This window comes from Blastomonas sp. RAC04, from assembly GCF_001713435.1.
Classification (GTDB): Bacteria; Pseudomonadota; Alphaproteobacteria; order Sphingomonadales; family Sphingomonadaceae; genus Blastomonas; species Blastomonas fulva.
In genome coordinates, this window is sequence record NZ_CP016460.1 from 3,505,477 (window position 1) to 3,517,388 (window position 11,912).

The 11,912-nt window shown below is 66.3% G+C and carries 11 protein-coding genes; 8 read left to right on the plus strand and 3 right to left on the minus strand.

Going from position 1 to position 11,912, the window contains the following annotated elements; all coding sequences use genetic code 11:
• The 6 genes from pyrF (at position 1) to BSY18_RS17360 (ending at position 5,863) form a co-directional block, all read left to right on the plus strand.
• The gene (pyrF, locus tag BSY18_RS17335) at positions 1–675 is read left to right on the plus strand and encodes an orotidine-5'-phosphate decarboxylase (protein ID WP_069051316.1); all 675 of its coding nucleotides are present in this window, start codon (positions 1–3) and stop codon (positions 673–675) included.
• Between the two features lie 131 nt (positions 676–806).
• Positions 807–1,460 carry a phosphoribosylanthranilate isomerase gene (locus BSY18_RS17340; protein ID WP_069051317.1) on the plus strand — a complete coding sequence of 218 codons (654 nt, stop codon included), beginning with the start codon at positions 807–809 and terminating at the stop codon, positions 1,458–1,460.
• Positions 1,435–2,679, plus strand: coding sequence for a tryptophan synthase subunit beta (gene trpB / locus BSY18_RS17345; RefSeq protein WP_069051318.1), 1,245 nt, complete (start codon positions 1,435–1,437; stop codon positions 2,677–2,679). Before BSY18_RS17340 ends, trpB begins: the two co-directional genes overlap by 26 nt.
• Positions 2,676–3,482 (plus strand): tryptophan synthase subunit alpha, encoded by an 807-nt coding sequence (trpA, locus tag BSY18_RS17350; RefSeq protein WP_069051319.1) that lies wholly within the window; start codon positions 2,676–2,678, stop codon positions 3,480–3,482. Before trpB ends, trpA begins: the two co-directional genes overlap by 4 nt.
• A gap of 13 nt (positions 3,483–3,495) precedes the next feature.
• Complete coding sequence (accD, locus tag BSY18_RS17355) at positions 3,496–4,353, plus strand: acetyl-CoA carboxylase, carboxyltransferase subunit beta (protein WP_054136272.1); 858 nt, start codon at positions 3,496–3,498, stop codon at positions 4,351–4,353.
• Positions 4,354–4,534: 181 nt separating this feature from the next.
• Positions 4,535–5,863, plus strand: coding sequence for a bifunctional folylpolyglutamate synthase/dihydrofolate synthase (locus BSY18_RS17360; RefSeq protein WP_069051320.1), 1,329 nt, complete (start codon positions 4,535–4,537; stop codon positions 5,861–5,863).
• Between the two features lie 90 nt (positions 5,864–5,953).
• Here BSY18_RS17360 and BSY18_RS17365 read toward each other — a convergent pair whose 3' ends face one another.
• Positions 5,954–7,057, minus strand: a complete 1,104-nt coding sequence (locus BSY18_RS17365) for an acyl-CoA dehydrogenase family protein (protein ID WP_069051321.1) — start codon at positions 7,055–7,057, stop codon at positions 5,954–5,956.
• 108 nt (positions 7,058–7,165) lie between these two features.
• Complete coding sequence (locus tag BSY18_RS17370) at positions 7,166–8,341, minus strand: acyl-CoA dehydrogenase family protein (RefSeq protein WP_054136269.1); 1,176 nt, start codon at positions 8,339–8,341, stop codon at positions 7,166–7,168.
• 177 nt (positions 8,342–8,518) lie between these two features.
• On the opposite strand from BSY18_RS17370, the gene BSY18_RS17375 reads away from it, so the two are divergent.
• A complete protein-coding gene (locus BSY18_RS17375) occupies positions 8,519–10,183 on the plus strand; it encodes an FAD-dependent oxidoreductase (RefSeq protein ID WP_069051322.1) in 1,665 nt (554 codons plus the stop codon).
• A 47-nt stretch (positions 10,184–10,230) separates the two neighbouring features.
• Here the strand turns inward: BSY18_RS17375 and BSY18_RS17380 are convergent, their stop codons facing one another.
• Positions 10,231–11,025: an enoyl-CoA hydratase/isomerase family protein gene (locus BSY18_RS17380; RefSeq protein WP_069052004.1), complete on the minus strand. Its 795-nt coding sequence runs from the start codon at positions 11,023–11,025 to the stop codon at positions 10,231–10,233.
• Positions 11,026–11,186: 161 nt separating this feature from the next.
• Here BSY18_RS17380 and BSY18_RS17385 point away from each other — a divergent pair, with 161 nt between their 5' ends.
• The gene (locus BSY18_RS17385; RefSeq protein WP_069051323.1) at positions 11,187–11,900 is read left to right on the plus strand and encodes a methyltransferase domain-containing protein; all 714 of its coding nucleotides are present in this window, start codon (positions 11,187–11,189) and stop codon (positions 11,898–11,900) included.
• The last annotated feature ends 12 nt before the right edge of the window (positions 11,901–11,912 follow it).

Below are 11,912 nucleotides of genomic sequence, written 5' to 3' on the forward strand. Positions count from 1 at the left end.
ATGTCCAATCCGATCTATCTTGCGGTTGACCTGCCCGATCTGGCGCGCGCCAGCGCGTTGGTGCAATCGGTTCGCGCCCATATCGGCGGGGTCAAGCTGGGGCTCGAATTCTTCTGCGCGCATGGCCATCACGGCGTGCACGAGATCGCCAAGCTCGGCCTGCCGATCTTCCTCGACCTCAAGTTGCACGACATCCCCAACACCGTCGCCGCTGCCATGCAGGCGATCCATGTGCTCGAACCGGCGATCGTCACCATCCACGCTGCGGGCGGGCGCGCGATGATGGAGGACGCAAAGGCCGCAGCGGGGGCCAACACCAAGGTGGTCGCCGTCACCATGCTGACCAGCCTGGACGATGACGACATGAGCCAGATCGGCATGGCCGGCACCGCGCACGACAACGTGCTGCGGCTGGCGGATCTTGCGCATCAGGCGGGCCTCGACGGCATCGTATGTTCGGGCCAGGAGGTCGGCGCGGTGCGTCACCAGTGGCGCGACGGCTTTTTCGTCGTTCCCGGCGTCCGCCCCGCCAGCGCCACTGCAGGCGACCAGAAGCGCGCGGTCACCCCGCGCCAGGCGCGCGATGCCGGCGCTTCGGTGCTGGTCATTGGCCGCCCGATCGCGCGTGCGGCAGAGCCCGATCAGGCGGCACGGGATATCATGGCGACGCTGTGAGGCCTGTTTTCCTTCCCGTCACCCTGAACTTGTTTCAGGGCCCATTTCTCCTCTCGCATGGTGTTGGCCAAGACGCACCATGGGTGCTGAAACAAGTTCAGCATGACGATTAAACAACCGGTTGAGAGACAATGAACACCCTCATCAAGATCTGCGGGCTTTCCACCGAAGCCGCCATCGATGCTGCCGCTGCGAACGGCGCGAGCCATATCGGCCTGGTGCATTTCGAAAAGAGCCCGCGTCACGTCACGCTCGATCAGGCCGCGAAGCTGCGCGCGCGCACGCCGACCAGTCTCAAGGTCGTGCTGCTGCTGGTCAACGCGTCGCCGGTGCTGACCGAGCAGGCGTACAAGGCGGTGCGGCCCGATGTCATCCAGTTCCACGGGTCGGAAAAGCCCGAGTGGCTGACGATGGTGAAGAAGCACATGAAGGTCGAGGTGTGGAAGGCGCTGGGGCTGCGCAGCGCCGAGACACTCGCCAACGCGCGCCGCTTCGACGGCATCGCCGACCGGCTGATCTTCGATGCCCCGGCACAGGCGCTTCCGGGCGGCAACGGGACCAGGGTCGACTGGTCGCTGCTCGCCGGGCATCGGCATCTGGTGCCCTGGGGGCTTGCAGGCGGGCTGGATGCGGACAATGTCGAAGAGGCTCTGGCCGCGACGCATGCGCCGCTGGTAGACGTCTCCTCGGGGGTCGAAAGCGCGCCCGGGCTCAAAGATATGGACAAGATGGCGCGCTTTTGCCAAGCGGTTGCCAACCATGACCAACGCAGCCACCAAGCCTAACAGCTATCGCAATCAACCCGACGCACAGGGCCATTTCGGCCAGTTCGGCGGGCGCTATGTTGCAGAAACCCTGATGCCTTTGGTGCTCGATCTCGAGAAGCACTATCGCGCAGCGCAGGCAGACCCCGCGTTCAAGGCGCAGTTCGATGATCTGCTCGAGCATTATGTCGGGCGGCCCAGCCCGCTCTATTACGCTGAGCGGCTGACCGAAGAACTGCGCAAGAACGCGCCTGAGGGCATGGGCGCGCAAATCTGGTTCAAGCGCGACGAACTCAACCACACCGGCGCGCACAAGATCAACAACTGCATCGGCCAGATCCTGCTCGCGATGCGGATGGGCAAGACGCGGATCATCGCCGAGACCGGTGCAGGCCAGCACGGCGTCGCCACCGCAACCGTATGCGCGCGCTTCGGCTTGCCCTGCGTGATCTATATGGGCGCGACCGATGTCGCGCGGCAGCAGCCCAATGTGTTCCGGATGAAGCTGCTCGGCGCGGAGGTCATTCCGGTGACGAGCGGCGCAGCGACGCTCAAGGACGCGATGAACGAGGGGCTGCGCGACTGGGTCGCCAACGTCCACGACACCTTCTACATCATCGGCACCGCCGCCGGCCCGCACCCTTACCCTGAACTGGTCCGCGATTTTCAAAGCGTGATCGGCAAGGAAGCGCGCGCGCAGATGCTGAGCCGCATCAACCGCCTGCCCGACCTGCTGGTCGCGGCGATCGGCGGCGGATCGAACGCGCTTGGCCTGTTCCACCCGTTTCTCGACGATCCCGATGTGAAAATGCTCGGCGTGGAAGCGGCAGGTTACGGCCTCGATGGCAACGAGCATGCCGCGAGCCTGCTCGGCGGCTTCCCCGGCATCCTCCACGGCAACAAGACCTATCTGTTGCAGGACGAGGACGGCCAGATCACCGAGGGCCATTCGATCAGCGCGGGCCTCGATTATCCGGGCATTGGCCCCGAACACGCCTGGCTCAAGGACATGGGCCGGGTCGAGTACACCGCGATCACCGATGACGAGGCGCTGGACGCGTTCCAGTCGCTCTGCCGCACCGAAGGCATCATCCCCGCGCTCGAGCCTGCGCATGCGATTGCGGCGGTGGCCAAGGTCGCTCCCACGATGGACCGCGATGCGATCATCCTCGCCAACCTGTGCGGCCGCGGCGACAAGGACATCTTCACCGTTGCTGAGAAGCTGGGAGTGGAGATGTGAGTTCGCGTCTCGCTAACGCCTTCCCCGGCGATCGCGCGGCTCTGGTGTGCTTCGTCACCGCAGGCGATCCTGACGCCGCCGCTACCCCTGCCATCCTCGACGCGCTGGTCGAAGGCGGGGCGGACGTGATCGAACTCGGCATGCCGTTCACCGATCCGATGGCCGATGGCCCCGCGATCCAGGCGGCGAACCTGCGCAGCCTCGCGGCGGGCACCAAGACCGCCGACATCCTCCAGATCGCCACCGGTTTCCGCCGCCGCCACCCCAACGTGCCGCTCGTGCTGATGGGCTATGCCAATCCGATGACCCGGCGAGGGCCCGAATGGTTTGCCGATGCCTGCGCGTCTGCCGGGGTCGACGGCGTGATCTGCGTTGACATTCCGGTCGAGGAAGATGCGTCGCTAGGCCCGGCTCTTCGCTCCAAGGGTATCGCGCCGATCCGGCTTGCCACGCCCACCACCGATGCCGCGCGGCTTCCCGCGGTGCTCGAAGGCGCGGGCGGGTTTTTGTATTACGTTTCGGTCGCAGGCATCACCGGCAAGCAGCAGGCGGTGCAGGCGAGCATCGAGGAAGCGGTCGCGCGGCTCAAGGCCTCGACCGATCTGCCGATCGCGGTGGGCTTCGGCGTGCGCACGCCCGAACAGGCCGCCGCGATCGGACGCGTCGCCGATGGGGTTGTCGTGGGCAGCGCGATCGTCGAGATTGTCAGCCAGCACGGCGCGGATGCCGCAGGCCCTGTGCGCGATTACGTCCGCACGCTGGCCGACGCCATCGCCACCGCCCGCCAGACCGCAACCGCCTGAGGAGCTTAAGCCGATGAACTGGTTCAGCCGAGTCCGCAACGCGATGCCCTTCATCGCCCGTCAGGACAATTCGCCCGACAATCTGTGGCACAAGTGCAAGGCCTGCGGCGAAATGGTGTTCGCCAAGGAGTTCGAGGACAACCTCTCGGTCTGCCCCAAATGCGGCCATCACGAACGCATCGGCTCTGCCGCGCGCTTTGCGATGCTGTTCGATGACCAGTTGTGGGAAGAACTGCCCTCGCCGGTGGTCAAGGAAGACCCGCTCAAGTTCCGCGACAGCAAGAAATACGCCGACCGGCTGAAGGCCGCGCGTGCCGCCAATGTCGGCAACGACGCGCTGACCAACGCCCTGGGCCGGATCAAGAGCCACAAGGCGGTGGTCGGGGTGCAGGATTTCGCCTTCATGGGCGGATCGATGGGCATGGCGGTCGGTGCGGCGTTCATCGCCGGGACCGAGCGCGCGATCGCCGAAAAGTGCCCGTACGTGATCTTCACTGCCGCGGGCGGTGCGCGGATGCAGGAAGGCATCCTCTCGCTGATGCAGATGCCGCGCAGCACCGTCGCGATAACGCGGCTGCACGCGGCAGGACTGCCCTACATCGTCGTGCTGACCGACCCCACCACCGGCGGCGTCACCGCAAGCTATGCGATGCTGGGCGATGTCCAGATGGCCGAACCCAACGCATTGATCGGCTTTGCCGGGCAGCGGGTGATCGAACAGACGATCCGCGAAAAGCTGCCCGAAGGCTTCCAGCGCTCCGAATATCTGCTTGAGCACGGGATGCTCGACATGGTGGTCGAGCGCAAGGACCTGCGCGATCGTCTTGGCAGCGTGATCGATTACCTGATGGCGGCGAAGGCTGCGGCGTGAGGCTGGCGGGGCGCAGCAGTAACTCGCTGGCCGCGCCCTCTCCCCTCCCGCCTGCGGGAGGGGTGCCCAAAGGGCGGGGTGGGGGCGAGGCGCAGCCGAGCCTTCGGGCAGTCGTGCTCCCTGCCCACCCCGGTCCGGCAAGCCGGACCTGCCCCTCCCGCACGCGGGAGGGGAGAAGGTGATGCCCGACCACGCCGTCTCATCCGACCCTGCAGTCCAGATCCAGCTCGATCGCCTCACCGCGCTGTCGCCGGGGCGCGATGTGCTGGGGCTGGAGCGGATCACCGCGCTGCTCGCCCGGCTGGGCGACCCGCATCACCGCCTGCCGCCGGTGTTCCATGTTGCGGGCACCAACGGCAAGGGATCGACCTGCGCCTTTCTGCGCGCCGCGATCGAGGCCTCGGGGCTGTCCTGCCATGTCTACACCAGCCCGCATCTGGTGCGGTTCAACGAACGGATCCGCATCGCCGGGCGGCTGATCGAGGACGACATGCTCGCCGCTTACCTCGCGCGGGTGCTCAATATCGCCGAGGGCACCGGCGCGAGCTTCTTCGAGGTGACGACTGCTGCTGCGTTCCTCGCCTTTGCCGAGACGCCTGCCGATGCGTGCGTGATCGAGGTAGGCCTTGGCGGCAGGCTCGATGCCACCAACGTGCTGCCGCAGCCTGCGGTGTGCGGCATCGCCGCGCTGGGAATCGACCACGAAGCCTTCCTGCTCGCGCCCGAAGCGGGCACGCCGGACTTGCCCATGGAGCGGATCGCGTTCGAGAAGGCAGGCATCGCCAAGGCCGATGTGCCGCTGGTGATCCAGCGTTATGCCACAGGCATGATGGGCGCGATCGCGGGGCAGGCGATGCGCGCCGGGGCCTATGTGAAGGCGCGCGGCGAGGACTGGGATGCAGCGCTGTATCAGGGGCGGCTGCACTATCGCGATGTCGACGGACGGCTGAGCCTGCCGGTGCCCAGGTTGCCGGGCGAGCATCAGGCGGACAATGCGGCGCTGGCCGTGGCGATGATCCGCCACCAGAGCGCGGTCACTATCCCCGACAGCGCGCTGTCCGCCGCGATGGGCTGGGCCGACTGGCCCGCGCGGCTGCAGCGGCTGGGCGTTGGCCCGCTGACCGCCTTGCTCGGCACGGGCGAGGCGGTGTGGCTCGACGGCGGGCACAATCCCGATGCGGGCGCGGCGCTGGCGCGGCATATCGATGGCATGGGCGGCAAAGTGCACCTGATCATCGGCATGCTCTCGAACAAGCAGCCGGGCGCGTTGCTCGGCCCGCTCGAGCCTTTTCTCGCCAGCGTCACCGCTTTGCCGGTGCCGGGTCACGAATGGCACGATGCCGATGCGTTTCAGGCGTGCCTGACGTCGGGGCTCGAGGTCACGGCGGCGACGGATGTGCGCTCTGCGGTCCAGCGCCTCTCTGACCAGCAGCCGATGCCGGTGCTGATCGCAGGTTCGCTCTATCTGGCGGGCGAGGTGCTCAAGGCGAATGGCCAGGAGCCCGATTGACGCCCGGGCATCCGCGCGAACGCGGCTATCCGGGCGATTTTCCTGCAATCTGGTTGGCTGGCTCTGGCCTGTCGCCCCAAAGCGGGTGGTTCAGAGCGGGAAGGCCTGGCGGATCGCCAGCAGGCGGCGCAGCGCGCGGCCCAGCGGCAGTTCCTCGGACATGCCCATGCCGCCGTGCAGCTGGATCGCCTGCTTGCCGACCTCGACCCCGTCCTCGCTGACCGCGCGATAGGCCGCGCGGGCCGAGCGGGTCATGGCTTCGGCATCGCCGGCCAGATCGTGCGTTACCGCCTCATAGACCAGAGAGCGCGCCTGATCGAAAGCCACCGACATGTCGACCATGCGGTGCTGCAGCACCTGGAACGAGGCGAGCGGAACGCCGAATTGCTTGCGGTCCATGGTATAGGCCTGCGTCGCGAGGCACACGCGGCGCATGATGCCGGTGCCTTCGGCGGCGAGCAGCAGCCGCGCCTTGTCGATGACCTTCTGCAGCGCATCGGCCGCAGCCCCGGGACCGAGCAGCAGCGCATCAGCGCCGAGCGCGGCATTGTCGAGCGCCACATCGGCGGCCCAATGGTCGTCGCGCAGGCGATAGGGGGTTACGGTGACGCCGCCAGCGTCGGCGGGAACGAGGAAGAGGCCGAGGCCAGCCCCGCCGCTGCCGGGTTCGCCTTCTATCCGGGCAAGGACGATGACCTGTTCGGCCGCGGCCGCGCCATGCGCCAGCGACTTGTGGCCTGAAAGGGTCCAGCCATCACCGCTCCTTGTCGCGCGCGCTTCGCAATACCAGATGTCGTGCCGCGCGCGGGGTTCGTGCAGCGCCACGCCGATCGGCGCGCCGCCCGAGACGATGCCTTCGATCAGATCGCTGCGCTGCTGCGATTCAGCGCTCGCGGCGATCAGGCCGCCGGCCAGGATCGTGCTCGCTAGCACCGGCTCGACCACCAGGCCTTCGCCGAGAACCTCGAACAGGCTGACGCAATCGCCAAGCCCTGACTGGCCCTCGCCCTGCAGCCCGCCATCGGCCTCGGCAAAGGGCAGCATCAGCCAACCGGCCTCGGCCATCTCGGACCACAATGCGGTGTTGAGCGGGGCTTCGCCCATCTGGCCGAGCCTGTCGTCGGCATAATGTTTCTGGGTGAAGCGGCGGGCGCTGTCGGTCAGCAGCTGCTGATCATCATTGGGTGCGAACATGGGTAGGTAATCCTGTCACTCATCCCGTTTGTCCCGAGCGCAGTCGAGGGATGTGCGCTCACGTGTCTCGACTTCGCTCGACACAAACGGATTTGGAAATGCTGGCTTTTAGAGCCCGGCGGCCATCATCTTGGCGAGAATGTTCTTCTGCACCTCGTTGGTGCCGCCATAGATCGACTGCGCGCGGCCGAAGAGGAAAACAGACATCGCGTGCTCGCCTTCCTGGCCATAGGGGTGGGCGGGGTTCTCCGCCGGCCGCGGCAAGGCAGCAGGCCCCGCGATGTCCAGCGCCAGCTCGGACACGTCCTGCGACAGTTCGGTTCCCAGCAGCTTGAGCGGTGCAACCAGCCGCATCGCTTCCATCGACTGGCTGGGCGATTCGAGCGCGCGCGCCTCGAGCGCTGCCAGCTTGGCGAGCCGCTGTTCGAGATCGTCGAGCCGCTGCGCGATCCGGGGATCGTTGATCGGCGGGTCGACGAAGTGCGCGGTGGAAGCTGCCCACGCGCGCAACCGCGCGATGTCGCCGCTGGTGCGAGTAACCCCGGCAATCCCGGCGCGCTCGTTGCCCAGCAGGAACTTGGCATAGGTCCAGCCGTCGTTCTCGTTGCCCACCAGGTTCTTCACCGGCACGCGGACATCGGTAAAGAACACCTCGTTGAGGTGGTGCATGCCGTCGATGGTGCGGATCGGGCGGACTTCGATGCCTGGCGTGTTCATGTCGATCAGCAGGAACGAGATGCCGTTCTGCTGCTTCACCTCGGTGTTGGTGCGCACCAGGCAGAAGATCCAGTCGGCCCAGTGGCCCTGCGTGGTCCAGGTCTTCTGGCCGTTGACGACATAATCGTCGCCGTCGCGCACCGCACGGGTCTTCAGACTGGCAAGGTCGGATCCTGCGCCAGGCTCGGAATAGCCCTGGCACCAGAAGCGGGTGCCATCGAGGATATGCGGCAGATGCTCGGCCTTCTGCTCTTCGGTGCCGAAGGTGTAGATGACAGGCGCGACCATGGTGATGCCGAACGGGCTGTACGATGGAGCGCCGGCCTTGGTCGATTCATCGGCGAAGATGCGCTTCTGGGCGAGCGACCATTCGCAGCCGCCATATTGCTTGGGCCAGCCCGGAGCGCCCCAGCCGCGCTTGGCGCGCACGCCCTGCCACCAGGCGGTCAGTTCCTTGCTGGAGTTGGCAAAGCCGTCTGCGGCAAAGCGCTTTTCGGGCGGCAGCTCTGCATCCAGGAATGCGCGGACTTCCGCGCGGAAGCTTTCCAGATCTTCGTCTTCGGTCATCGTCCTCACCTCATATGCCTGTGTCAGGCGTTGGCGGCAATTTGCACCGGAACTGCGCAAAAGCAAAGCGTAACTGCCAAAAAAGCTACGCATTTCTGCGCTATTCTCCTAGTCTTGGGAGACGTGCCGAGGCATGACGCTACGGCGCGCGGACATCCTTGCGGGGAGACTGCTGCGATGGGAAATCCAGACACCACCGGATTGCGCGGCGATGGCAGCGATCCCTATGCCCGGCCCGAACAGACCTTTCCGGTGCTAGACGAAGAGATGGCCGCGCGACTCGCCCGGTTCGGCACTCGCGAATCGGTGGCCGACGGCGCCTATATCTTTCGCCGCGGCGAGCGCACCGTCGATTTCTTCCTGATCTGTTCAGGCGAAATCGCGATCATCGACCATCATGATCATGGCGAGGAGAGCATCGTCCACAGCCACCGCGAGCGCCAGTTCACCGGCGAACTCGACCTGTTCAACGACCGCAAGATCCTGGTCAGCGGGCGCGCGGTGGGCCCGGCCGAGGTGGTGCGGGTTCCGCGCGCGGATTTTCGCGCGATGATCGCCGCCGAACCCGATATCGGCGAGATCATCATGCGCGCCTTCATCCTGCGCAGGGTGGCCTTGATGCAGCATCAGCAGGGCGGGGTGACCCTGGTCGGCCCGGCGCGCAGTGCCGATACCGTGCGCATCAACGCGTTTCTCACGCGCAACGGCTATCCGCACCGCACGATCGATTCGTCGTCCGATCCCGATGCAGCGGCATTTCTACAGGGCTTCGGTCTCGATGGCGGCGATCTGCCGGTGGTGATTTCCGAAGACCAGATCCTGCGCAACCCCAGCACCCACGAACTGGCCGACGCACTGGGTGTGGCGGTCTCAATCGATCACGACCGGCTGCACGATGTCATCGTGGTGGGGGCAGGGCCTGCGGGCCTGGCCGCGGCGGTGTATGCCGCGTCCGAGGGGCTCGACACGCTGATCGTGGAATCGACCGCGCCGGGCGGTCAGGCGGGCACCAGCAGCAAGATCGAGAATTATCTCGGCTTTCCCACCGGCATATCCGGCCAGGCGCTCGCCGGGCGCGCGCAGGTACAGGCGCAGAAGTTCGGCGCGCGGCTGGCGGTTTCCCGCGCCGCGACCGGGCTGGAGTGCGGCGGCGATCATTTCAGCATCGCGCTTGAGGACGGCACACGGGCCAAGGCGCGCGCCGTGGTCGCGGCGACCGGCGCGCGCTATCGCAAGCTCGATCTGCCCCATTACGCCCGGCTGGAAGGCGCAGGGATCTATTACGCGGCGACCGCGATGGAGGCACAATTGTGTTCGGGCCGCCCGGTGGTGGTGGTCGGCGGCGGCAACTCGGCGGGGCAGGCGGCGGTGTTCCTCTCGCGCCATGCCGCGCATGTCCACATCCTGGTGCGAAGCCAGGGGCTGGCCGCGACGATGTCGAGCTATCTGATCGAACGTATTGAAGCCTCTGAGGCGATCACGCTCCATCCGTTCACCGAGATCACCGCGCTCGAAGGTGAGCCGCATCTCGAAAGCCTGGTCTGGCGCGACCGCAACACCGGCGAGACGACACAGGTCGAGGTCGGCGCGCTGTTCGTGATGATCGGCGCGCAGCCCTGTTCGGACTGGCTTGAAGGGTGTGCTGCGCTCGACGAAAACGGCTTCATCCTCACCGGAGACGGCTGCACGCCGTTCGAGACCAGCCGTCCTGGCCTGTTCGCGGTGGGCGATGTGCGCTCCGGCTCGGTCAAGCGCGTCGCCTCTGGCGTCGGAGAAGGCTCGGTGGTGGTGCAGGCGGTGCACGGCTTCATCGAACGCCAGAAGATCGCGGAGATGGGGTGACCTTTTTAAATCCTCTCCCAGCAAGCTGGGGGGAGGATCTAAGAGTGTCACCTGTCCCTGAAAACGGGCGCGCGTTTTTCGGTGAATGCCCGTCTCGCCTCGGCATAATCCTCGGTCATGCTGAGCATGATCTGCTGGCGGTCCTCGAGCGCTAGCGCGGCTTCGAAGCCGTTGGCATCGATGTTGCGGTTGAGCACGTCCTTGCTGAGCCTGAGGCCCATCGGGCTGGCGAGCAGCATGTCGGCGGCCAGTGCCTCGGCTCGCCCCAAGATCTCGTCAGGCCCTGCGATCTCGCTGACGAAGCCCGCCGCCAGCGCGCGCTCGGCACCGACAAAGCGGCCCGACAGGATCATCTCGCTGGCCAGCGAACTGCCCACCAGCCGTGGCAGAAAATAGCTCGACCCCATGTCGCACCCGCCCAGGCCGATGCGGATATAGGCCGCGTTCATCCGGAAATCGGGGGTGCAGTATCGCACGTCGCTGGCGAGCAGCAGCGACATGCCGCCGCCGCAGGCCGCACCTTGCGCGCAGGCGATGATCGGCTGCGGGCAACTGCGCATCAGCGGCATCACCGTGGCGATCGCGCGCTGGGTGCGCCAGCCGCCGTGCACCGCGCCGTCTCCCTCGCGCGGGGGCCAGCCCTTGAGGTCCAGCCCGGCGCAGAACGCACGGCCTTCGGCGTTGAAGATCACCACCCGAACCTCGGGTCGGTCTGCCAGCGACCGGAAATAGTGCTGCAGCGCCAGGATCATCGGCTCGTCCATCGCATTGAGCGCCTCGGGACGGCAGAGCGTCAGCATCTCAACCTCTCCGCGCGAAGTGATCCGAATTGGGTCGGCCATGTTCTCCATCCTTAATCTGGGCGGATCTGCGTTCTCATTTTACATCGGGCGTCCGCGAATGTTGGTTAAGCAGGTTCAAACGCCGGGTGCCATCGCGTAATCGGCGCAGTCCGTTTTTGGCTCCGGCGCACCGCTGTCCACCCGCAAAGGCCCCCTGTTTCATGATGTCATCGCTCGTCCGCCGCCTCAAGGGCCGCTCTCCAGCCGAAATCATCCGGCTGATCGGGCACAACATCGCCTATCATGCCAGGGAGATGACGCCGCAGGCGCGCGCGCGCAACCGCCAGTTCCAGGCGTTCGACGAGACCTGGGGCACCGACACCTTCGCCATCCGCGAGTTGCACACGCTCGACGTCGATCCTGCGATCGCGGCGCATGCGCGGCGCTACCAGGCCAGCAACGGCACCGACATGCCGGTGTGGTTCTCAGATTTGAACGTCGATTTTGCGCGCACCGTGTTCATCGATTTCGGCTGCGGCAAGGGCAGGGCGCTGCTCCAGGCCGCGCGTTTCGGCTTTGCGCGGGTCATCGGGGTGGAGTTCGCGCCCGAGCTGGTCGCCATCGCGCTGCGCAACCGCGACATCATGCAGGCCAAGGGCGCGCTGGCAGCGCCGGTCGATGTGGTGTGCATGGACGCGGCGCAATTTGTCCCTCCTGTCGATGCGCCGCTGGTCTGCTATTTCTACGATCCGTTCGACGATGCGGTGATGGCGCCCGTTGCCGACCGGCTGTCCTTGCTCACCCAGCCGGTGACGATCATCTATCTCGAACCCAATTGCGTTGGCCAGTTCCGGCGCTGTGGCGGCTGGAGCGAGAGCCGCAGCGCGGGCACGTTGGTGCTGCGCAACGCTGCAGCAATGGCGGGCCAGGCCTGACCCTGCAGCCAC

Coding starts and splice junctions, on each gene's coding strand:
- pyrF (WP_069051316.1), top strand. CDS start 1: ATGTCCAATCCGATCTATCTTGCGGTTGACCTGCCCGATCTGGCGCGC.
- BSY18_RS17340 (WP_069051317.1), top strand. CDS start 807: ATGAACACCCTCATCAAGATCTGCGGGCTTTCCACCGAAGCCGCCATC.
- trpB (WP_069051318.1), top strand. CDS start 1,435: ATGACCAACGCAGCCACCAAGCCTAACAGCTATCGCAATCAACCCGAC.
- accD (WP_054136272.1), top strand. CDS start 3,496: ATGAACTGGTTCAGCCGAGTCCGCAACGCGATGCCCTTCATCGCCCGT.
- BSY18_RS17360 (WP_069051320.1), top strand. CDS start 4,535: ATGCCCGACCACGCCGTCTCATCCGACCCTGCAGTCCAGATCCAGCTC.
- BSY18_RS17365 (WP_069051321.1), bottom strand. CDS start 7,057: ATGTTCGCACCCAATGATGATCAGCAGCTGCTGACCGACAGCGCCCGC.
- BSY18_RS17370 (WP_054136269.1), bottom strand. CDS start 8,341: ATGACCGAAGACGAAGATCTGGAAAGCTTCCGCGCGGAAGTCCGCGCA.
- BSY18_RS17375 (WP_069051322.1), top strand. CDS start 8,519: ATGGGAAATCCAGACACCACCGGATTGCGCGGCGATGGCAGCGATCCC.
- BSY18_RS17380 (WP_069052004.1), bottom strand. CDS start 11,025: ATGGCCGACCCAATTCGGATCACTTCGCGCGGAGAGGTTGAGATGCTG.
- BSY18_RS17385 (WP_069051323.1), top strand. CDS start 11,187: ATGATGTCATCGCTCGTCCGCCGCCTCAAGGGCCGCTCTCCAGCCGAA.